Annotated in this window: 17 protein-coding genes; 3 read left to right on the top strand and 14 right to left on the bottom strand. The window is 74.8% G+C overall.

The window, feature by feature from the left end; translation table 11 throughout:
• Window positions 1–16: 16 nt before the first annotated feature.
• From murC to mraZ, 11 genes are all read right to left on the bottom strand, one after another.
• The gene (gene murC, locus CLV37_RS06790; RefSeq protein WP_106208376.1) at window positions 17–1,408 is read right to left on the bottom strand and encodes a UDP-N-acetylmuramate--L-alanine ligase; all 1,392 of its coding nucleotides are present in this window, start codon (window positions 1,406–1,408) and stop codon (window positions 17–19) included.
• Window positions 1,405–2,493, bottom strand: coding sequence for an undecaprenyldiphospho-muramoylpentapeptide beta-N-acetylglucosaminyltransferase (gene murG / locus CLV37_RS06785; protein ID WP_106208374.1), 1,089 nt, complete (start codon window positions 2,491–2,493; stop codon window positions 1,405–1,407). The genes murC and murG overlap by 4 nt, the downstream gene beginning before the upstream one ends.
• On the bottom strand, window positions 2,490–3,821 hold the full coding sequence (gene ftsW, locus CLV37_RS06780; protein WP_106208372.1) for a putative lipid II flippase FtsW: 1,332 nt from the start codon (window positions 3,819–3,821) through the stop codon (window positions 2,490–2,492). Before ftsW ends, murG begins: the two co-directional genes overlap by 4 nt.
• A 1-nt stretch (window position 3,822) precedes the next feature.
• Window positions 3,823–5,388 (bottom strand): UDP-N-acetylmuramoyl-L-alanine--D-glutamate ligase, encoded by a 1,566-nt coding sequence (murD, locus tag CLV37_RS06775; RefSeq protein ID WP_245885287.1) that lies wholly within the window; start codon window positions 5,386–5,388, stop codon window positions 3,823–3,825.
• 118 nt (window positions 5,389–5,506) lie between these two features.
• Entirely contained in the window at window positions 5,507–6,598 is a 1,092-nt protein-coding gene (gene mraY / locus CLV37_RS06770) for a phospho-N-acetylmuramoyl-pentapeptide-transferase (RefSeq protein WP_106208370.1), read from the bottom strand.
• Window positions 6,595–8,016 (bottom strand): UDP-N-acetylmuramoyl-tripeptide--D-alanyl-D-alanine ligase, encoded by a 1,422-nt coding sequence (locus CLV37_RS06765; RefSeq protein ID WP_106208368.1) that lies wholly within the window; start codon window positions 8,014–8,016, stop codon window positions 6,595–6,597. The genes mraY and CLV37_RS06765 overlap by 4 nt, the downstream gene beginning before the upstream one ends.
• Window positions 8,013–9,542 carry a UDP-N-acetylmuramoyl-L-alanyl-D-glutamate--2,6-diaminopimelate ligase gene (locus CLV37_RS06760; RefSeq protein WP_106208644.1) on the bottom strand — a complete coding sequence of 510 codons (1,530 nt, stop codon included), beginning with the start codon at window positions 9,540–9,542 and terminating at the stop codon, window positions 8,013–8,015. The genes CLV37_RS06765 and CLV37_RS06760 overlap by 4 nt, the downstream gene beginning before the upstream one ends.
• A gap of 99 nt (window positions 9,543–9,641) precedes the next feature.
• A complete protein-coding gene (locus CLV37_RS06755; RefSeq protein WP_106208366.1) occupies window positions 9,642–11,549 on the bottom strand; it encodes a peptidoglycan D,D-transpeptidase FtsI family protein in 1,908 nt (635 codons plus the stop codon).
• A gap of 38 nt (window positions 11,550–11,587) precedes the next feature.
• A complete protein-coding gene (gene ftsL, locus CLV37_RS06750; RefSeq protein ID WP_106208364.1) occupies window positions 11,588–12,031 on the bottom strand; it encodes a cell division protein FtsL in 444 nt (147 codons plus the stop codon).
• Window positions 12,031–13,137, bottom strand: coding sequence for a 16S rRNA (cytosine(1402)-N(4))-methyltransferase RsmH (rsmH, locus tag CLV37_RS06745; RefSeq protein WP_245885286.1), 1,107 nt, complete (start codon window positions 13,135–13,137; stop codon window positions 12,031–12,033). Before rsmH ends, ftsL begins: the two co-directional genes overlap by 1 nt.
• A 191-nt stretch (window positions 13,138–13,328) precedes the next feature.
• Entirely contained in the window at window positions 13,329–13,760 is a 432-nt protein-coding gene (mraZ, locus tag CLV37_RS06740) for a division/cell wall cluster transcriptional repressor MraZ (RefSeq protein ID WP_106208362.1), read from the bottom strand.
• A gap of 549 nt (window positions 13,761–14,309) precedes the next feature.
• Here mraZ and CLV37_RS06730 point away from each other — a divergent pair.
• Genes CLV37_RS06730 through CLV37_RS06720 form a run of 3 tightly spaced genes read left to right on the top strand, consistent with a single transcriptional unit; the run spans window position 14,310 to window position 18,837 of the window.
• Window positions 14,310–15,278 (top strand): AAA family ATPase, encoded by a 969-nt coding sequence (locus tag CLV37_RS06730; RefSeq protein ID WP_425433611.1) that lies wholly within the window; start codon window positions 14,310–14,312, stop codon window positions 15,276–15,278.
• Window positions 15,275–16,552 carry a DUF58 domain-containing protein gene (locus CLV37_RS06725; protein ID WP_106208355.1) on the top strand — a complete coding sequence of 426 codons (1,278 nt, stop codon included), beginning with the start codon at window positions 15,275–15,277 and terminating at the stop codon, window positions 16,550–16,552. Before CLV37_RS06730 ends, CLV37_RS06725 begins: the two co-directional genes overlap by 4 nt.
• The gene (locus CLV37_RS06720) at window positions 16,549–18,837 is read left to right on the top strand and encodes a transglutaminase TgpA family protein (RefSeq protein WP_245885285.1); all 2,289 of its coding nucleotides are present in this window, start codon (window positions 16,549–16,551) and stop codon (window positions 18,835–18,837) included. Before CLV37_RS06725 ends, CLV37_RS06720 begins: the two co-directional genes overlap by 4 nt.
• Window positions 18,838–18,989: 152 nt before the next feature.
• Here CLV37_RS06720 and CLV37_RS06715 read toward each other — a convergent pair whose 3' ends face one another.
• From CLV37_RS06715 to CLV37_RS06705, 3 genes are all read right to left on the bottom strand, one after another.
• Entirely contained in the window at window positions 18,990–19,385 is a 396-nt protein-coding gene (locus CLV37_RS06715) for a DUF3040 domain-containing protein (RefSeq protein WP_106208353.1), read from the bottom strand.
• Between the two features lie 201 nt (window positions 19,386–19,586).
• Window positions 19,587–20,813, bottom strand: a complete 1,227-nt coding sequence (gene dinB, locus CLV37_RS06710; RefSeq protein WP_106208351.1) for a DNA polymerase IV — start codon at window positions 20,811–20,813, stop codon at window positions 19,587–19,589.
• A gap of 54 nt (window positions 20,814–20,867) precedes the next feature.
• Window positions 20,868–21,611: a methyltransferase domain-containing protein gene (locus tag CLV37_RS06705; RefSeq protein ID WP_211298442.1), complete on the bottom strand. Its 744-nt coding sequence runs from the start codon at window positions 21,609–21,611 to the stop codon at window positions 20,868–20,870.
• Window positions 21,612–21,618 lie beyond the last annotated feature (7 nt).

The raw sequence follows: 21,618 nt of genomic DNA, 5'->3' as shown, positions 1-21,618 counted from the left end.
CGCGTCGGGCGGGCCATCAGCGCCCGGCCAGCAGGTCGAGGACCCGCGGGCCGACGGTCGTGACGTCCCCGGCCCCCACGGTCAGCAGCAGGTCACCGGGCCGCACGATCCCGGCCAACACCCCGGCGGCCGCGTCGAACTCGGGCAGGAACCGGACGTGCCCGGGCGGCAACGGGACCGCGTCGGCCACCAGGGCCCCGGTGACGGCGGGGTCGGGGTCCTCGCGGGCCACGTAGACGTCGAGGACGACGACCTCGTCGGCCAGCCCCAGGGCCCGGCCGAACTCCACCGCGAAGGTCCTCGTGCGGCTCACCAGGTGCGGCTGGAAGACCACGACGACCCGGCCCTCCCCCGCGACGGGACGGGCGGCGCGCAGCAGCGCCTCGACCTCCGTGGGGTGGTGGGAGTAGTCGTCGACGACCCGGACGCCCGCGGCCTCGCCCTTGAGCTCGAAGCGGCGGCGGGCCCCGCCGAAGCGGGCCAGGCCCTCGAGCACCGCGACCGGGTCGGCCCCCAGCTCCACGGCGGCGCAGTAGGCCGCCGCGGCGTTGCGCAGGTTGTGCTCCCCGGGGACGGCCAGGCGCAGCTCGCGGGAGACGTCGCCGTCGGTGAGGACGGCGCTGGGGTTCACGCCGAGCCGGACCTCGCCCAGCCGGACGTCGGCCGCCGCGGACGTCCCGTACGTGCGGACGCGGACCCCCCGCGCACGCGCCGAGGCCGCCAGCGCGGCCGACCCGGGGTCGTCGGCGCAGGCCACCAGCAGTCCTCCGGGCCGCAGCCGGCCCAGGAACTCCTCGAAGGCGGCGGCGTAGTTCTCGGCCGTGCCGTAGTGGTCGAGGTGGTCGGGTTCGACGTTGGTCACCACGTCGACGACGGGGGCGTACTCGCGGAAGGAGCCGTCGGACTCGTCGGCCTCGGCGACGAAGGGGCCGGACCCGTCCCGCGCGCCGCCGTCGCTCCCGCCGGTCAGCTCCCCGCCGATCGCGTACGACGGGTCGAGGCCCGCGGCCACGAGCGCGACGGCGAGCATGGAGGTCGTCGTCGTCTTGCCGTGGGTGCCCGCGACCGCGACGCCCGGCCGGCCGTCCATGAGGGCGGCGAGCGCCTGCGAGCGGTGCAGCACGCGCAGGCCGCGCTCGCGGGCGGCGACGAGCTCGGGGTTGGTGGCCCGCACCGCCGAGCTCACGACGAGGGTGTCCCCCGCGCCGAGGCCGGCGAGGTTGGCGGCGTCGTGACCGACGAACGTGCGGATGCCGAGGTCGGCGAGCCGCTGCAGCGTCGGGGAGTCGACGGCGTCGGTCCCCGAGACGGGGACGCCGCGCGCGGCGAGCAGCCGGGCGACGCCGGACACCCCGACGCCCCCGAGCCCCAGGAGGTGCACGCGTCCGAGGTCGGCCAGGGCGCTCACCGGGCCGCCGCCTCGACGAGGTCGGCGAGGCGCTCGTCGCCGTCGTGGACCCCGAAACCGGCGGCGGCGGTGGCCGCCCGCGCCAGGGCGGCGGGGTCGGACAGCAGCGGCAGGACGCGGGAGCGGACGAAGGCGACGTCGAGGTCGGCGTCGGCCACGAGGACTCCCCCGCCGGCGGCGACGACCGACTCGGCGTTGCGGCGCTGCTCGCCGTTGCCGATGGGCAGCGGCACGTAGACGCCGGGCAGGCCGACGGCCGTCAGCTCGCTCACCGTGCCGGCCCCGCTGCGACCGACGACGAGGTCGGCGGCGGCGTAGGCGGTGTCCATGCCGTCGAGGTACTCGCGCACGACGTAGCGGGAGGTGTCGACGTCGGCGGCCAGCGGCACGGACTTGCCCCGCCCGCAGGCGTGCAGGACCTGGAACCCCGCGGCCAGCAGGTCGCCCGCGCAGGCGCCGAGGACGTCGTTGACGCGCTGGGCCCCCAGGGACCCGCCCGTCACGAGCAGGGTCGGCGTGTCGGGGTCGAGGCCCAGCTCGGCGCGGGCGGTGCGGCGCAGCGCGTCCCGGTCGGCGGCGGCCGCGAGGGCGACCACCTCCGAGCGCAGCGGCATGCCCGTGTGCACGGCGCGCGGCAGCGGCGTCCCGGGGAACGTGACGGCCGTGCTGGCGGCCCAGCGCGCTCCGAGCCGGTTCGCGATGCCGGGCAGCGCGTTCTGCTCGTGCACCACGATCGGCACCCCGGCGCGGCGTGCGGCGAGGTAGGCCGGGACGGCGACGTACCCGCCGTACCCGACGACGACGTCAGCCCGCACGTCCCGGATGGCCCGCGCGGCGCCGGCGACGGCGGCGCGCAGCCGGCCCGGCAGCCGCAGCAGGTCACCCGACGGCTTGCGGGGCAGCGGGACCCGCGGGACGACCGCGAGGTCGTAGCCGCGCTGCGGGACGAGCCGGGACTCCAGTCCCTCGGCGGTGCCGAGCACGAGGATCCCGGCCCGCGGGTCGCGCAGGCGCAGGCGGTCGGCGGTGGCCAGCAGCGGGGCGACGTGCCCCGTGGACCCACCGCCGGCGAGCAGGACGTTCACCGGTGGCCCTTCGTCGTTCGGGTGCGGGCGGCCCCCCGGGCGCTCCCCTGGGCGGTGCGGCGCTGCGGCAGGACCGCCAGGGACCTCGCGACGACGGACTCGCGCGCACGGATCGCCTCGGGCGCACCGGGTTCGGCGCGCGCGAAGGACAGCAGGATCCCGATCCCCAGCAGCGTCAGCACCAGGGCCGAACCCCCCGCGGAGATGAGCGGGAGGGGCACGCCGATGACGGGGAACAGGCTGAGGACGACGCCCACGTTCACGACCGCCTGGACCAGGATCCACGCACCGATCCCGGAGACCGCGAGCTTGGTGTACAGGTCCTCCGAGCGCTTCACGAGGCGCATGACCATCAGAGCCACCACGGCGAACAGCACGAGGATCGTCAGCGTCCCGGGCAGCCCGAGCTCCTCGCCGATGATCGCGAAGATGAAGTCGTTGTGGGCCTCGGGCAACCACGACCACTTCTCCCGGCTGGCGCCGAGGCCCAGGCCCCACCACCCGCCGGAGGCCAGGGCGTACTTGCCCTGGACCGGCTGCCACTGCAGACCCTGGATGGCGGTGGCGCTGTCGCTCGTCCCGGACAGCCAGTCCTCGACGCGGCCCATGCGGTTGTCGCTGGTGACGACGGCCAGGAAGGCGACGAACGCCGCGCCACCCCCGGCCAGCAGGAACCACCGGCCCGGGATCCCCGCGACCCAGAGCATCACGACGACGACGGCCATCATGATGAGCGCGGTGCCGAGGTCCTTGGTGAGCAGCACCACGCCGATCGTCAGACCGACCGGGGCGAGGAGCGCCCCGAGGAGCTTCGCGGGCTCGTGCAGCACCTCGCGGCGACGGGTGAGCGCCAGCGCCAGGGCCAGCACGAGGGTGATCTTCGCCGCCTCGGACGGCTGGGCGGACAACGGGCCGACGACGATCCAGTTCCGGTTGCCGTTGACGACCTTGCCCACGTGCGGGACGAAGACGAGCAGCTGGAAGGCGGCGGAGGCGAACAGCGCCGGGACGGCCAGCCGCTGCCAGGTCCGGGCCGGGACCCGGCTGGCCACGGCCAGGACGAGCGCGCCGAACACCGCGAACAGCGCCTGCTTCTTGAAGATGGCGTAGGGCGAGCCGTACTCGGTCAGCGCCTCGACGCTGGAGCTGGACAGCACCATGACGAGCCCGATGACCACCAGCACCGACGTCGCGCCGAGCAGGACGTGGTGCGTCGCCAGCGGGGAGTCCAGGAGCTTCGTGCGGTCCCGGAACCACTCCCCCACGGCGTCCAGCCACGCCGGGCGGCGCCAGTTGACGGGGCGGGCCCGCGTGCTCTCGACCGCCACCTCAGGACCCCCGGCCGAACCGTCGGGTCACGGCCGCGGCGAACTCGTCGCCGCGGTGACCGTACGAGCGGAACTGGTCCCACGACGCGCAGGCCGGCGCGAGCAGCACGGTGTCCCCGGGCTGCGCGAGGTCGGCGGCGCGCGCCACGACGGAGTCCATGAGGTCGCTCACGGTGCCATCCTGCGGGAGGTCCACCACGACCACGGGGACCTCGGGTGCGTGTCGCCGCAGCGCGTCCGCGACGAGGTCGCGGTCGCGGCCGATGAGCACGGCCGCGCGCAGCCGCCCGGCGTGGGTGCTCACGAGGTCGTCGAAGGAGGCGCCCTTGGCGTCGCCGCCGGCGATCCACACGACGTGCTCGAACGTGGCCAGCGAGGCGTTCGCGGCGTGGGCGTTCGTCGCCTTGGAGTCGTCGACGTAGCGCACGCCCCCGGTGCTCGCGGGGTCGGCGACCGTCGCCACGCGGTGCGGGGCCGGGGTGAACCCCACGACGCCGTTGCGGACCGCGACGGGCGGGACGCCGTGCGCACGGGCCAGCGCCGCGGCGGCCAGGACGTTCTCGACCGTGTGCGGGGGGACGGGGTCGGTGGACCCCTCGGGCCGCAGGTCCTTCAGCGAGCACAGCTCCGCGGCGTGCGAGCGCCGGTTCTCCACGAACGCCCGGTCGCACAGGACGTCCTCGACCAGGCCGAGCATCGACAGACCCGGTGCGGCGCGGGTGAACCCGACGGCGCGGGCGCCCTCGACCACGTCGGCCTCGCGGACGAGGTCCTCGGTGACGGGGTCGGCGGCGTTGTAGACGCAGGCGATCTCGGTGTTGCGGTAGATCCTGCCCTTGGCCAGCGCGTACGCCTCGGGTGAGCCGTGCCAGTCGAGGTGGTCGGGGGCGATGTTCAGCACCGCGGCCGCGCGCGGGCGCAGGGAGTTCTCCAGGTCCGTGGACAGCCAGTGCAGCTGGTAGCTGGACAGTTCCACGGCGAGGACCTCGTAGGCGTGCGGGTGGCGCAGCGCCTCCACGAGCGGGGTGCCGACGTTGCCCGCGCTGGTGGCGCGCAACCCGGCGGCGCGCAGCATCGAGGCGAGCATCTCCACGACGGTCGTCTTGCCGTTCGTCCCGGTCAGCGTCAGCCAGGGCGCGGCCCCGGTCTGCGGACGCATCCGCCAGGCCAGTTCGACGTCGCCCCACACGGGGACCCCGGCCAGGGCCGCGGACACGAGCAGCGGGGCGTCGGGGTGCCAGCCGGGGGAGGTGACGACGAGGTCGAAGGCGTCCCAGGGGGCGGGGGGCTCGGTGACGTGCTCGGGGCCGAGGTGGACGCTCGCGCCGAGGACCTCGAGCAGCTGGGCCTTCTCGCGCTGGGACTCCCCCGTCGCGGAGTCGACGACGACGACCTCGGCGCCGACCTCGAGCAGGGCGTCGGCCGCGGCGAAGCCGGACAGGCCGATGCCCGTGACGAGGGTGCGCAACCCGCTCCAGCGGGAGGTGAGGTGGCGCAGCTCGCGGACGCGGTCGGTGTCGTCGGCGCGGGGGTTCGGGTTGCCGAGCCAGGAGTCGAAGATCGTCACTGGCTGATCACCTCCGTTCGCTCGGTCGCGGCGCCCGTGTCGACGCCTTCCTCCGGGACCACGCAGCGACTCCGTCGGCGTGTTCCCTGCGTCCAGGCGTCGACGCGCCGCTCCTCGCTCACTGGCTGGTCACCCACTGCGCGTAGAACACCCCGAGGCCGAGGGAGACGAACAACCCGGCGATGATCCAGAACCGGATGACGATGGTGACCTCGCCCCAGCCGGCGAGCTCGAAGTGGTGCTGCAGGGGTGCCATCCGGAAGATCCGCCTGCCCGTGAGCTTGAAGCTGCCGACCTGCAGGATCACGGACAGCGTGATGATGACGAACAGGCCGCCGAGCAGGACGAGCAGGATCTGGGTGCGGGACAGGATGGCCAGGCCCGCGAGCGCGCCGCCGAGGGCCAGGGACCCGGTGTCGCCCATGAAGATCTTCGCCGGGCTGGCGTTCCACCACAGGAACCCGAAGCAGGCGCCCATGACGGCCGCCGCCACGACGGCGAGGTCGCGGGGGTCGCGGACCTCGTAGCAGCGGGCCTCGACCTCCTTCAGCGTCCAGCAGCTCTGGTTGGACTGGAAGGTGCAGATGAGGACGTAGGCGGCCAGGACCAGGGTCGTCGCGCCGGTGGCCAGGCCGTCGAGGCCGTCGGTGAGGTTGACGCCGTTGCTCACCGCGGAGGTGATGACGAGCACCCACACGACGAAGGCGATGGTGCCGCCGAGGGCGCCGAACCAGGCGAGGTCGAGCTGGGTGTCGCGCAGGATCGAGATGTGCGTCGAGGCGGGCGTGGCGTGCCCGCGGGCCTGGGAGGGGAACTGCAGGGCCAGCACGGCGAAGGCGATCCCGACCAGGCCCTGGCCGATGAGCTTGGCCCGCGCGGTCAGCCCGAGGCTGCGCTGCTTGGAGATCTTCAGGAAGTCGTCGAGGAAGCCGACGACCCCCAGCCCCGTCATGAGGCCGAGCGCCAGCAGGCCCGAGGCGGACGGCGTCCAGCCGGTGAACAGGTGCGCGGCGCCGTAGGCGAGCAACGACGCGAGGATGATGACGACCCCGCCCATGGTGGGCGTGCCGCGCTTGGTGTGGTGCGTCGTGGGCCCGTCGTCGCGGACGAACTGCCCGTACTTGCGGTGCACGAGCCAGCGGATGTACAGCGGTGTCCCGAAGAGCGAGACGACGAGCGAGAACGCTCCCGCGATGAGGACGGTCCTCACGTCTGTGACGCCTCCGCACTGATCAGGGTTTCGGCGAGCCGTCCCAGGCCCGCGCCGTTGGACGACTTCACCAGGACCACGTCCCCGGGGCGCAGCCGGGGGGTCAGGAACTCCAGGGCGGCGTCGACGTCGTCGGCGAACGCGGCCTCCTCGCCCCACGAACCCTCCATGACGGCCCCGGTGTAGATCGGCCGGGCGCCCCGGCCGACGACGAGGAGCTGGTCGACGTCGAGGCGGACGACGGTGCGGCCCAGGACGTCGTGCTCGTCGCGAGAGGCGGGCCCGAGCTCGAGCATCTCCCCCAGCACGGCCCAGGTGCGCCGTTCCCGGCCGCCGGAGGAGGCCATCCCGACGAGGGCCTTGAGCGCGGCGCGCATCGAGTCGGGGTTGGCGTTGTAGGCGTCGTGGACGACCGTGACGCCGTCGGCGCGCTCGACGACCTGCATGCGTCCGGGGCTGGCGACCTGCGCGGCGGACAGCGCCCGCGCCACGTCGGTCAGGGGGCTGCCGGTCCCGAGGGCGACGGCGGCGGCGGCCAGGGCGTTGGTCACCTGGTGCTCGCCGTGCAGCCGCAGCCGGACCTCGGCGCCGGCCCCGGCGAACTCCAGGCGGAAACCGGCGCGGGCCTGCTCGTCGAGGACGACGTCGGCCGCGCGCACGTCGGCGTGGGCGCTGCGCCCGAAGGTCAGGACGCGGGCGCGGGTGCGCGAGGCCATGGCGGCGACCCGCTCGTCGTCGGCGTTCAGGACGGCCAGGCCGTCGGCGGGCAGGGCCTCGACGAGTTCGCCCTTGGCCTGCGCGGTCGCCTCCAGGGAACCGAACTCCCCCGCGTGGGCCGCGCCGACGACGAGCTCGACGCCGACGTCGGGGCGGGCGGTGCGGCACAGCGCGGCGATGTGGCCGATCCCGCGCGCCCCCATCTCCACGACGAGGCTGCGCGTGGCGGCGTCGGCGCGCAGGACCGTGAGGGGCGCGCCGATCTCGTTGTTGAAGCTGCCCTGCGGGGCGACGACCGGGCCGGGCAGCACCTGGGCCAGCAGGTCCTTGGTCGTCGTCTTGCCCTGCGAGCCGGTGACCCCCACGACGAGGGGCCCGGACCCGGTCCTGCGCAAGCGGTCCAGCACGCCCGCGGCCAGCCGGCCGAGAGCGGCGACGACGTCGTCGACGAGGACGAGCGCGGCGCCGTCGGGCAGCTCGACCGCGCGCTCGGCCAGCACGGCGCTCGCACCGGCGCCCACGGCGACGGCGGCGTAGTCCGCACCGTCGACGCGCTCGCCCGCCAGGGCGACGAACAGCGAACCCGGGGAGGCGGCCCGGGAGTCGATGACGACCGGGCCCTCCACGCGGGCCGTGGCGGGCCCGGCGTGGACCCGGCCACCGGCCAGGTCCGCCACCTCCGCCGCCGTCAGGGCGATCACTGCGTACCTCCTCGCGCGGCGTGCGCCGCGACCCATCGTCCGAGGGCGGCGGCGGCGACCTCGCGGTCGTCGAAGGGAACCACCACCCCGGCGGTCTCCTGCCCCGTCTCGTGCCCCTTGCCGGCCAGCAGGACGGTGTCCTGCGCGCTCGTGCACCGTTCCAGCGCCGCCTCGACCGCCGCCCGGCGGTCGGCGACCTCCAGCACCTCGGCGGTGCCCCCGCGCGTCCCGTCGAGGACGGCGGCGCGGATCGCCGCGGGGTCCTCCGAGCGCGGGTTGTCGTCGGTGACGACGGCGACGTCGGCGCCCGCCGCGACGGCGGCCCCCATGAGCGGGCGCTTGCCGCGGTCGCGGTCCCCGCCGGCGCCGACGACGGCGACGAGGCGGCCCGGGGTGATGCCGCGCAGCGTCGTCAGCACCCGCTCCAGGGCGTCGGGGGTGTGCGCGTAGTCGACCACGACGAGGGGGGCGCCGTCGTGGACGACGGGCTGCATGCGGCCCGGGACGCCCTCGGCCGCGGCCGTCCCCCGCTCCACGGTCTCGGGGTCCAGCCCCAGGCGCAGCGCGCTGACGGCGGCCAGCGCGGCGTTGGCGACGTTGAAGTCCCCCGGCAGCGGGCAGGTCAGGCGCAGCTCGACGCCGTCGGGGCCGGTGAGCCGGAACGTGCTGCGGGCGCGCTCGGTCGTGACGTCGCCGACGCGCCAGTCCCCCGCGGGGCCGACGGTCTCGACGGGCACGCTCGCGCGCTCGACGAGCCGCGCCCCCCACCCGTCGCGCTCGTCGCCGGTCCAGACGACACCGCGGCGGGAGTGGGCCGGGGTGAACAGCCGCGCCTTGGCCTCGAAGTACTCCTGCATCGAGCCGTGGAAGTCCAGGTGGTCCTGGGACAGGTTCGTGAACGCGGCGACGTCGAGGACGAGACCGTCGACGCGGTGCAGGGCCAGGGCGTGCGAGGAGACCTCGAGGGCGCAGCCGCGGACCCCGGCGGTGACCATCCGGGCGAGCAGGGCGTGCAGGTCGGGTGCCTCGGGGGTGGTGCGGACGCTGCTGACGCGCTCGCCGGCGATGCGGGTCTCGACGGTGCCGAGCAGGCCCGTCGTCCAGCCGGCCCAGCGCAGCAGGGACTCCACGAGGTAGGCCGTCGTGGTCTTGCCGTTGGTGCCCGTGACCCCGAAGGTCGTCAGCGCGTCCCCGGGACGGCCGAAGACGCGGGCGGCGAGGTCGCCGAGGACGGCGCGCGGGTCCGGGACGACGAGCACGGGCAGACCCGTGGCGTCCGCGGTCTCGCGGCCGGCGGGGTCGGTGAGGATCGCCACGGCCCCCGCGCGGGCGGCCTGGTCGCTGAAGCGGGCCCCGTGCACGTTGGCCCCGGGCAGCGCGGCGTAGAGGTCCCCGGGCCCGACCCGGCGGGAGTCCAGGGTGACCCCGCGGACGGTGGTCGCCGGCCCCGCGGGGGCCGCACCGGGGAAACGGGTGCCGAGGACCTGCGCGAGGTCCGCGAGGGTGAGGTGTTCGCCGTCGGTCATCGGCACGGTGGGAGGCTACCCGCCCGGGCGGGGCGCTCCGCACCACGCGCGGTGCGTGTCGGGGAACCGGTGGTCGTCGGGGGTCGTCTCACGGTCTGGTCACTGGCCGGCGGTGTCGCCCACCGCGCCCGTGGCGATCTCCTGCTCGGCGTCCTGGTCACCGCCCCACGTCAGCGGCAGGTCGGCCGGTGGTCGCGTGGACGGGGCCACGCCGCGCTGCACCAGGGCGTACGACATGACCTCCTTGAACACCGGCCCCGCCGCCGAACCCCCGTAGTAGTTCGTCTTCGGGTCCTGCAGGATGACCGCGACCACGAGTTCGGGGTCGTCCGCCGGGGCCATCCCGATGAAGGACGCGGTGTACCCCGAGTAGCGCCCGAGGTCGGAGTCGTAACGTTCGGCGGTACCGGTCTTGCCGGCCACGAGGTACCCCGGGATCGCGGCGGCCGCCGCGGTCCCCTCCTCGGAGACGACGGCCTGCATCATGTCCCGCAACGTCTTCGCCGTCGCCGCGCTGACGACCCGGGTGGACTCCCCGGCGGGTTCGGCCCGGTAGTTCCCGTTCGGGTCCGACGTCCCGGAGATGAGCGTGGGTTCGGTTCGGACCCCGTCGTTGGCGATGGTGGCGAACACCGACGCGGCCTGCACGGCGTTCACGGAGATGCCCTGGCCGAACATGACCGTGTAGCGCTGGGTCCCCGAGTACTTCGCCGGGTCCCCCACGATCCCGGCGGTCTCGCCGGGGAACTCCAGCGTGGTCCGGGAACCGAACCCGAACTTCTGCTGGTAGCCGTGCAGGATCTGGGAGACCTTCTTCAGGTCGGGGTCCAGCTTCTCGCCCGCCAGGATCGTGCCGATGTTGCTCGACTGGGCCAGCACGCCCGCCAGGGTCAGCTTCTCGTCGCCGTGGGGGTGGGAGTCGTGGAACGTCTTGTCGAAGCGCTTGAGCTCGCCGGGCACGGTGAAGCGGCTGTCCGCGGTGTCGACCCCCTCCTCGAGCGCGGCGGCCAGCGTCACGACCTTCGCGGTCGAGCCCGGTTCGAAGGCCTCCGTGAGGGCCGTGTTCTGCAACTGGGCGTTGGTCATGCCCGTGAGGTTCGCCGGGTCGATGCTCGGGGCGCTGGCCAGGGCCAGGAGCCGCTGCTCCTTGTCCATGATGACGACGGTGCCCGAGCGCGCCCCGGTCTCGACGACCTTGGCCGCGATCGCCGTCTGCGCCTTCCACTGCAGGTCGGAGTCGATCGTCAGGTGCAGCGAGGTGCCGTCGACCGGTTCGGTCGTCTCCCGGTTGCCCAGGGGGATCTCCTGGCCGCCGAGGCTGCGTTCGTAGCGCATCAGGCCGTTGCGGCCCTGCAGCAGGTGCTGGTCGGCGTACTCCAGGCCCGACAGGGGTTTGTCGACGACGTTGCCGTCGTCGTCGGTCTCCGCGGTGCCGAGGATGCCGACCAGCGTGGAGGACGCGGCCCCCGTGGGGTAGATGCGCTGGGTCTGGCGCACCGAGGTGATCCCGGCGACGCCGACGTCGGAGACCTGCTGCCACAGCTCGGGGGTGATGCCCACGGCGACCTTGGCGTAGTGGTTGTCCCCCGTGAGCTTGGCCGTCAGCGTCTGCTCGTCGATGCCGAGGATGGGGGCGAGCAGGGCCGCCGCCCCGGCCGGCCCCGTGCCCCGGCCGGCCTTGTACGGCTCGCCGTTGGCCCGCAGGTTGAACCCGGCGACGGCCTTGGGGTCGGCGATGACGTCGCGGCGCTCGACGGAGGTGGCCAGCACGACGCCCTCGTCGTCGACGATGTCCCCGCGCTTGGCGTACAGCGTGGTCTGCGAGGTGCGCTGCTTCAGCGCCCGGCCGGCCAGCGCGTTGGCGTCGGCCCCCTGCAGCTGCACGAGCCGGCCCCCCAGGATCCCCAGGCCGCCGAGGACGCCGACGGTGTAGACCCGCATCCGCATGTCGGGCCGGGGGTGCCGGCCGGGGTCGGTGGCCTCGGGGCGGGGACGGCGACGGGACACGAGGGACCTCTCGGGCCGGGACGGACGGGCGGGCGGGCTCAGCGGGCCGGGGTCTGCGCCTGGCTCGCGGCCGGGGACGCCGACGGCTTCGGCGCGGGGGTGGCCTCCCCCACCACCCCGGACCCGGTCAGGTGCACGGCGTCGGGGGCGGCGACCATGCCCAGCTGCGCGGCGCGCTGCGCCAGCTGCTCGGGCGAGGACTGCTGGGCCAGGGACTCGGCCGCGGCCTGCTGCTGGTTGGCGAGCCGCTGCGACTGCACCTGCAGGTCGGTGATCCGGTAGGCGTCGCCCGCGATGGCGATGTTCGTCATCAGCAGGCCGAGCAGGCCCAGCGTCAGCAGCACGACGCACGCGACGGGCAGCGGCAACCGCAGGCGGCGGACCGCGGGCGGGGTGACGACCTGGAGTTCGGGACGCGCCTCGGCGGACGTCTTGAGCTGGCGGACCGGAGCGTTCCGGGCCGCGATCAGGGGCTGGCTCATCACGGCGTCCTTCGGTCGGTCGTGCCGAACTCGCTCGGCTCGAGGGGGCGGGTTTCGTGGCGGGTGCGGGGGCGGGCCGCGGCGGGTCGGCCGCTGGGACGTGGACGATCCTCGTCCGGCAGGCGACGCACCGCACGCAGGCGCGCCGACGCCGACCGTGGATTCTGCGCCAGCTCGACCTCGTCGGCCTGCTCCCCGCCCCGGGTGAGGAGTTCGGCGCGGGGTCCGGAACCGGCGGGGACGAACGGCAGGTCGGGCGGGGCGGAACTCGTGGACAGTTGCCGCAGAACGGTTTTGGTGATCCGGTCCTCAAGGGAGTGGAACGTCAGGACCGCGAGGCGGCCGTCGGGGGCCAGCCTCTCGAACGCGGCCGGCAGGGTTCGCTCGACGACCCCGAGTTCGTCGTTGACCGCGATGCGCAACGCCTGGAACGTCCGCTTGGCGGGGTTGCCCCCCGTGCGCCGGGTGGCGGCAGGAACGTTGGCGCGCACCAGGTCCACGAGCCGGGCGGAGTTCGTGAAGGGTTCGCCGTCGCGTTCGCGCACGATCGCCGACGCGATGCGGGGGGCGAACCTCTCCTCGCCGTACACCCGCAGGATGCGCGTCAACTCGCTGTGGGACAACGTGTTCAGGAGTTCGGCGGCCGTCCGGCCCGTGGTGGGGTCCATGCGCATGTCGAGCGCGGTGTCCCGGGCGTAGGAGAAACCCCGGTCGTCGTCGTCGAGCTGCAGGGAGGACACGCCGAGGTCGAGGAACACCGCGTCGACGGCCTGCAGGCCGAGGTCGTCGAGGGCGTCGGCGAAACCGTCGGAGACGCTGTGGACGAGGGTGACGCGGTCGGCGAACTCGTGCAGCCGGTGCGCGGCGAGCTCGAGGGCGCGGGGGTCGCGGTCCATCCCGACCAGCCGCAGGCCGGGGTGGCGCCGCAGGAGTTCTGCGGCGTGACCGCCCATGCCGAGCGTGAGGTCGACGCTGACGGCACCGGGGTGGCGCAGGGCCGGCGAGAGGACCTCGGTGCAGCGTTCGAGCATGACGGAGACGTGCCGGTCCGCAGCCTCTTGCGCCCGGTCCTCCGCCCACGTCGTGAGCGGACGTCCGCCGTCCACGTCGTCCACCTCCGCCCCGCTGTCCTGCCGTCGACACCTCTGGTCCTGCTGCGCCCGTCGGGCGTGGTCCCCATCCGCACGACCCGCCGGCCCTGGCGCCGGGGAAGTGGCGTCAGGACCGTCGGGGCCGGGCGGGTGGAGGCCGCGTCCGACGGGTCCTCGAGTTCTGACCTCGACTCGAGGGGTGAGGATCAGAGGACCCCCGGCAGGACCTCCTCGCTGCGGTCGGCGAACGAGGACTCGGCGCCCTCGAGGTAGGTCTCCCAGGTGGGCAGGTCCCAGACCTCGACCCGGCTGCCGGCACCGATGACGGCGACGTCGCGGTCGAGACCGGCGTACTGCCGCAGCAACGGCGGCACGGTGACCCGGCCCTGCTTGTCCGGCACCTCGCTCGAGGCACCGGACAGGAAGACGCGCTGGTAGTCGCGCGCCTCCTTGTTGGTGAGCGGCGCTCGCCGCAGCTCCTCGTGCATCTGCTGGAACTCCTGCATGGGGAAGACGTAGAGGCAGCGGTCCTGCCCCCGGGTGATCACGAGACCGTCGAGCAACTGGTCCCGGAACCGCGCCGGGAGGATCAGCCGCCCCTTGTCGTCCAGTCGAGGTGTGTGGGTGCCCAGGAACACCGCACACCCCCACCGGACGGCTTCGAAACCTGTTCTGCTGCCTCTTGTCCTAGCTGTCGCCCGACCCCCTGTGGACCAGACTCCTCCACGGTACTCCACTTTCCTCCACCGTCAACGCCGTTCGACCCAGAGTGACGAGGTGATCGCAGCGTCGATGCAGGTCAGAGGCGGTGGAGCACTGTGGAGCCCTCGCGCGGGCCGTCGGCCGGTCACCGTCCGCACACGCGGTCCAGGCCGCCCCGGGGGCCTGCCGGGGGGTCCCCGGCCCCGGTCCCGGGTCGAGGGGGGCGCCGCGGTGGGGGGAAGTGGGGGCGGTGGAGGGGACGGGGGCGGCTCCGAGGGGGTGGGTGAACGGGCGGAGGGGGTGCTCCGTGGGGCACAGTGGGGGCGTCCGGCACCGGTGCCCGGTCGCAGGGTTGCTCGCGGCCCGCGGCGGGGCACCGCACGCCCCGGACGGACGTTCGAACCGCGACGTCCACCGAACGGAGACGAGGGCACGTGACCACGACGAGCGCACTCCCAGGCAGCCACCCCGCCGAGCCGGTGGCCCTGGACCCGCAGGAACTGCCCGCCGCGCTCGAACGCCTGCGAGGAGCCGCCGACGAGCTCGCCGCCGCCGTCGACGGCGTCATCCAGGGCAAGGACGACACCGTCCGCCTCGCCCTGACGGTGCTCTTCGCCGAGGGGCACCTGCTCGTCGAGGACGTGCCGGGCGTCGGCAAGACCATGCTCGCCAAGTCGCTGGCCCGGGCGATCGAGGGCACCGTGCGCCGCATCCAGTTCACCCCCGACCTGCTGCCCAGCGACGTCACGGGGTCGAGCATCTGGAACCAGGAGCGGGCCGCCTTCGAGTTCCGGCCGGGAGCGGTCTTCGCCAACGTCGTCATCGGCGACGAGATCAACCGCGCCTCCCCCAAGACGCAGTCGGCGCTGCTGGAGTGCATGGAGGAGGGACAGGTCACCGTCGACGGGACCACCTGGCGCCTGGACCGGCCGTTCATCGTCTTCGCCACGCAGAACCCCGTCGAGATGGACGGCACCTACCCCCTGCCCGAGGCCCAGCGCGACCGGTTCATGGCCCGCATCTCCATGGGGTACCCCTCCGCCTCGGCCGAGCTCACGATGCTCAGCGAGCACGGCGCCACCGACCCGCTGGAGGAGGTCAAGCCCGTCGTCGACGTGAGCGAGGTCCGGTTGCTGTCGCGGGCCGTACGGGGTGTCCACGCCGCCGAACCGCTCAAGCAGTACGTCGTGGACCTCGTGCGCCGGACCCGCGCGCACCCCGACCTGCGCCTGGGCGCCTCCCCGCGCGCCGCCCTGCACCTGCTGCGCGCGGCACGCTCGCGGGCGGCGCTGGAGGGCCGTGACCACGTGCTGCCCGACGACGTGCAGGCCCTGGCCGTCCCGGTCGTGGCGCACCGGCTGCTGCTGACCGCCGACGCCCTGCTGGCCGGCCGCGACGGGGCGGACGTCGTCACCGACGTGCTGCGCACGACGGCCCTGCCCACGCCGCGGTGAGCCGGCCGGTGCGCTGGCGGCCCACCCCGCGCGGGTGGGTCTTCGCCGTGGTGGGCGTGGTGGCGGCCGTGGGGGCGCCGTTCCTGGGCCAGCGCGACATCCTGCGCCTCGGCGTCCTGCTGCTCGTCCTGGTCGCGGTCGCCGCCTGGTCGACGACGCGCAGCGTCCAGACCCTCGACCTCGTGTCGAGGTCCAAGGACGAACTGGTCGAGGCGGGCGTCCCGAGCACGGTGCGGCTGGCCGTCGTCGGGCGGGCCCGCGCGGGTGTGCGGCTCGTCGTGGAGGACTCCGCTCCGTTGGCCCTCGGCGGCACGGCGCGGTTGACCCTGCCCCGCCTGCGCGAGGGCGAGACCCTCGACCTGGAGTACAGGGTGAGGTCGGAGACGCGGGGCTCCTACCGCCTCGGTCCCGCCACGGTGATCGCCCTCGACGTCTTCGGGCTCGTGCGTTCCGCACGTGTCCTCGGGGACGGTGTGACGCTCGACGTCCTCCCCCGGGTCCACCCGCTGGCCGACCTCACCCTGGGCGAGCTGGGCGGCTCCCGCGGTTCCTCGGCCAGCGCCTCGGCCGCAGCCGCCCCCGACGACGTCTCGATCCGCGAGTACCGCGTCGGGGACGACCTGCGCCGGGTGCACTGGCGCTCCACCGCCCGGCGCGGCGCGGTGATGGTGCGCTCCGACGAGCACCCCGGCCGGCCCGACGTCGTCGTCCTGCTCGACACCCGGGCCGGGGCCCACGCCGGGCGCGGGCCGGGCAGCTCCCTGGAGTGGGGCATCAGCGCCGCCGCCTCCGTCGCCGCCCACCTGCAGCGCCGGCGCCACCGCGTCCGGCTCCTGCACGACGGAGCGTACGACCCGCCGCGCGAGCTCGACGAGACGTCCGCCGTGCGCGGGCTCATGCGCTCGCTCGCCCGGCTGCAGCCGGGGCAGCCCGACGGCCTCGCGCGGTCGGTGACCTCGCTGGGTCGCGGCGAGTCGACCCTCCTCGTCGCCGTCCTCGGGCAGGTCGACGAGGACGACGTCGCTCCTCTGCTGTCCGCCCGCCCCCTCGGCGTGCCGGCCCTGGCGATCCTGCTGCGGGCCTCGGCCTGGGGCACCCCCGACGAGTCGTCGGACGCGGGGCTCGAACGCGCCCGGCTCGTCCTGGCCCGCGCCGGGTGGCGCACCTCGGTGGCCGGTCCCGGGGACCTCGTCCCAGACGTCTGGGCCCACCTCACCCGCTCCGGATCGCGAGGCGTCGCCTCCGTCCCGTCCTCCGAGGAGGTCACCCCGTGACGCGCAGTGCCCGGACCGCCCTGTGGGCCGCCGCCGCGAGCGGCGCGGCGGTGCTGACCCTGCGTCCCCTCGTCGTCTCCTCCGGGTGGGTCGTCGGTGCGCTCGGGATGGTGTGCGCGGTGGCCGGCGCGGGCCTGGTGGTCCGCGGGGTGTTCCGCCGCCGCGGTCTGGCCGTCGCGGTGCAGGCCCTCGCCGTCCTGGGGGTGCTGGTCCTGCTGTTCAACGGCGGAACGGCCGTCGCCGGGATCGTGCCGACCCCCGCCACGTTCTCGCGGCTGGTGCAGCTCACCACCGACGGGGTGCAGGTCGTCCAGCGCTACAGCGTGCCCGCCGTCGACCTGCGGGGGCTGCGGCTGCTCCTGGTCGCCGGAGCCGGCCTGGTCGCCTTCGCGGTCGACCTGTTCGCCGTCACCCTGCGGCGCCCGGCCCTGGCCGGGCTGCCGCTGCTGGGGATGGTCGCCGTCCCGCTGGCCCTGGCGCCGGGCGGGTCGAGCGCGATCGCCTTCGCCGTGGTGGTCGTGCCGTTCCTCGTGCTGCTGGCCGGAGACCGGCGCTCGTCCCGGCCCCGCGCGGCCGGGGGCGGGCGCCGGTCGGTGGCGGGGGTGACCGCGAGCGCCACGGCCGCCGTCGGGCTGGTCGCGGCGATCGCGGTGCCCGCGGCGGTCCCCGGCCTGGACGAGCGGCCCCTGACGATCAACACCGGGCCCGGCGACACCATCGCGGTGATCAACCCGATCCTGAACCTCAAGGCGTCCCTGGGCGCGCGGTCGGACGCCACGATCGTCACCTACCAGACCGACGAGCCGGATCCGGCGCCGCTGCGCATCGTGACGGCCGACGTGTTCGACGGGCAGACGTGGGCACCGAGCACGGGCGCCGACATCCCGCGCAGCCAGCGCGTCCAGGACGGGTTGTCGCCGGCGCCGGGGCTGTCGGACGCGGTGCGGCAGGCCGCCGCGGTGCGCACGACGAGGATCTCGATCCGGGGTCTGGACCAGACGTACCTGCCGCTGCCGTACCCGGCGGTGAGCGTCGACATCGCCGGGGACTGGCTGTACGAGAAGGACAGCCTCAACGTCGTCGGGGACGGGGAGACGACCCGCGGCCGGACGTACACGGTGACGCACCTGGAGGTGGACCCGACCGAGCAGGAGCTGCGGGGTGCCCCGCAGCAGGCGCCGGAGGACATCCAGAAGCGGTACACCGCGTTGCCCGACTCGCTGCCGCAGGTGGTGCGGGACACGGCGAGGCAGGTGACGGACGGCTCGACGGACCACTACGAGCAGGCCGCCGCGCTGCAGCGGTACTTCCGCTCGACCGGCGGGTTCACGTACTCCACCACCGCCCCCAACGACGGGGGCTCGGACGCGGTCGCGAGCTTCCTCAACGAGAAGACCGGCTTCTGCGTGCAGTTCGCCTCGGCGATGGCCGTCATGGCCCGCTCCCTGGGCATCCCGGCGCGGGTGGCCATCGGGTTCCTGCCCGGGGAGGAGGTCACGGACAAGAGCTGGCGGATCAGTGCCCAGGACGCGCACGCGTGGCCCGAGCTGTACTTCGACGGGGTGGGCTGGGTGCGGTTCGAGCCGACCCCGGCGACCCGCACGGGTCAGTCGCCGGCCTGGACGACGCCGCTGGTGCCCTTGACCCCGGTGCCGTCCTCCTCGGCCGGCGCTCCGGCTCCCAGCACCGCGGCCACGGCGCCGTCCGCGACCGCGAGCACGGCGACCTCGACCACCTCGGCGGCCGCGGCGCAGGCCCGGCCCACCGGCTGGGACCGCTTCCTGGCGCTGCCGTGGGGGTGGATCCTCGGGGCGCTGGTCCTGGTCGTCGCGGTGCTGACCCCCTGGGTGACGGCGTCGTGGGCGTCGCGCCGGCGCTGGGCGCGGGTGGGTGACGTGTCGTCGTCGGCGGAGGCAGCGTGGCAGGAGCTGGCGGAGCGGGTGCACGACCTGGGGTTGAGCTGGCCGGCCTCGACCACGCCCCGGCAGCGGGCGGCGGCGTTGTCGGAGTTCACCGAGGCGGGCTCGCCCGCCGCGGTGGAGCTGCAGCGGATGCGGGCGGCGGTCGAGAGCGCCCGGTTCGGCGCGGGCTCGTCGCCGTCCGCGGGCGCGGTCCCGGGGACGGTGCTGGTGGCCTCCGCCCAGTCGGGCCGGCTGGTGCGGGCGCAGGTGGACGTCGTCGTCGAGGCCGTGGCCGCGAGCCGGCCCCGGTGGTTGCAGTGGCGGGCACGGTGGTTCCCGATGGCGGGGGTGCGCCGGTTCCTGGACTGGTGGGACGCGGACTGACCCCCGCCCCGAGCGCGTCAAGGGCCCGACCGCGACGTGCGGTCGGGCCCTCCGCCTGCCCGGGCCGTACCGGGCCCGGACGTGGGAACGGGCGCCGTGGATGCCCACGACGCCCGTTCGATCTCACCGTCCGGGAGACGGTGAGGAAGTGTTCACCATTGACCGCGCCGACGGTCCCACCGCTGCTCGAGACGCTCCATGAATGATCCGCTGCGTCGCGACTTCCCGGGTCGCGGCGGGCGCGGAGCACCCGCGGGTGGCTGACCGGCGGCTGCACCTGATGCTCCCCGAGCCGGTGAGAAGGCCCAGATCGTGCCGGCGAGCATGACGATGAAACCGCCTGCTCCCAGCCAGACCTGACTCGTGCTGACCCCGATGATGAGGAGCACGAGACCCACCACGACGGCAGCGATGCCGATGACGAGGCGCCGTCTGGCGGCGCGTCCGTGACGGGAGCCCTTCATGGCGTTGGCGAACTTGGGATCGTCCGCGGACAGCGCACGTTCCATCTGCTCGAGCAGACGCTGCTCATGTTCCGAGAGCGGCACCTGTACCTCCTGGCGTGCGCACGTTGTCGACCAAGGATATGTCCCCGCGGCGGGGGGCGAAACTCGACGTACCACATCGTCTCCTACGGACGGTCGTGCTGTGGCGCGGATAGCGTGTCTCGTCCTCCTCGTGGAGGAACGACGCAGCCCTGCGTCCGGTTCCGCCGCAGGTCAGGAACCTGCACCCCGGGTCCTGGCCGCTCAGCCCCGGCGCAGGAGGGTGGCGGGTCTCACACTGCCCGCGCCGAAGCGGGCCCCGGCCCGGTCGACCGCACCGTCCGCCTCGCGCCAGCCGTGGGCCCGTTCGCCCAGGACGAGCTGGCGCGGGGAGGTCGCGGAGTCGGCCAGTCCCTCCAGCCGGACCCCGACCAGCCGCAGCCGGGCGCGCTGGAGGCCGAGGCCGTCGAACAGGTCCCGGGCCGTGGCGTGGATCTCCCGGGTGACGTCGGTGCGTTCGCGCAGCGTCCTGGACCGGGTGATCGTCGTGAAGTCGGCGAAGCGGACCTTCAGGACGACCGTGCGCCCGGCCACCCCCTGGGCCCGGGCCCGGGACGCGGTCCGTTCGGCGAGGCGGAGCAGTTCGCGGTGGACGTGGCGGGGGTCGTCGACGTCGCGGGCGAACGTCTCCTCCGACCCGATGCTGCGTTCGGGGACGGTGGCCACCACACGGCGTTCGTCGCGGCCCCAGGCCAGGGCGTGCAGGTGGCGGCCGGTCGCCTCCCCCAGCCCGCGGACCAGGGTGGTGAGCGGGGTGTGGGCGATGTCGGCGACCGTGCGCAGCCCGAGCCGGCCGAGCGCCTCCTCGGTCTTGTCCCCCACGCCCCACAGGGCCCCGACGGGCAGGGCGTGCAGGAAGGAGACCGTCTGGGCGTGCGGGACCACGAGCAGCCCGTCGGGTTTGGCCCCGCCGGAGGCGAGCTTGGCCACGAACTTCGTCGAGGCCACCCCGACCGAGCACGTGATCCCCTGCTCGTCGGCGACCCGGTCGCGCAGCAGCTGCCCGATCCGGGCGGGACTGCCGAGCCGGCGCACCGTCCCGGAGACGTCGAGGAACGCCTCGTCGAGGCTGAGCGGCTCCACGACGGGGGTGACCGAGCGGAACACCTCCATGACCCCGGCCGAGATCCGCGCGTAGTCCTCGTGGTGCGGGACGAGGACCGTCGCGGTCGGGCACAACCGGCGCGCGCGGGCCATGGGCATGGCCGCGTGCACGCCGAACCGGCGGGCCTCGTAGGTCGCCGACAGGACGACCCCGCGGTCACCGCCGCCGACGACGACGGGCGTGCCGACCAGGTCGGGCCGGCGCAGCAGTTCGACGGAGGCGTAGAACGCGTCCATGTCCACGTGCAGCACCGTGCACCCGGTGTCGTCGTCGTCCAGGCCCCAGCCGCCGGGCGCCTCAGGGCGGTGCAGCTGACGACGGCTCACCGGGTGCTCCCCAGGTCCGTCGCGCCCTGGTCGACCTCGGGGTCGACCTCGCGGTCAGCGGGTGGCGTGCAGGTGCAGCTGACCGGCCAGGACCTGCAGCTCGGGCGAGGCGGCGGCGAGGAGCTCCAGCTCGTGCAGCAGCGCGAGGTCGTCGTCGGACTCGGCGCTGGCCGACGGCACGACGTCGCTGAAGGTGCGGGCCCCCTCCACCGCGGTGACGGTGAACCCGGCCTGCTCGGCCAGGGCCGTCGCACGCGCCCGGTCGTAGCGGCGGCGCAACGGGTCGTTCGGGCTCCACCGGTGCTCGTCGCCGGACAGCACGTGCAGGGCCTGCCCGAGGTGGCCGGCCAGGACGCGGGACAGCACGCTCGCCGGCCACTGGGCGACGAGCAGGCTGAGCCGGCCGCCGGGGCGCAGGACGTCGTGCGCGGCGCGCAGGGCCGCAGCCGGGTCGTCGACGACCTCCAGGACGCCGTGGCACAGCAGGACGTCGACGCTGCCGGCAGCGAGCAGACCCGACAGTTCGGCCGCGTCGCCCTGGACGGAACGGACCCGTCCGGACAGTCCGGCCTCGACCGTGCGGCGTTCCAGCGCGGCGAGCGCGTCCGGGGACGGGTCGACGACGACGACGCGGTGCCCGAGCGCGGCGACCCGGACGGCGAGACCGCCGGTCCCCCCGCCGAGGTCGACGACGGTGAGCTCGGAGGCGCCGCTGTCGGCGGCCGCGTCGGCGAGCAGACGCTGGACCCCGTCCCACAGGACCGTCGAGGTGCGGGGGCGGCCCCGTTCCTTCGCCACTCGTTCC

The sequence above is a fragment of the Kineococcus rhizosphaerae genome, from assembly GCF_003002055.1.
Taxonomy (GTDB): Bacteria; Actinomycetota; Actinomycetes; order Actinomycetales; family Kineococcaceae; genus Kineococcus; species Kineococcus rhizosphaerae.
This window is presented reverse-complemented; position numbering and strand designations above follow the sequence as displayed.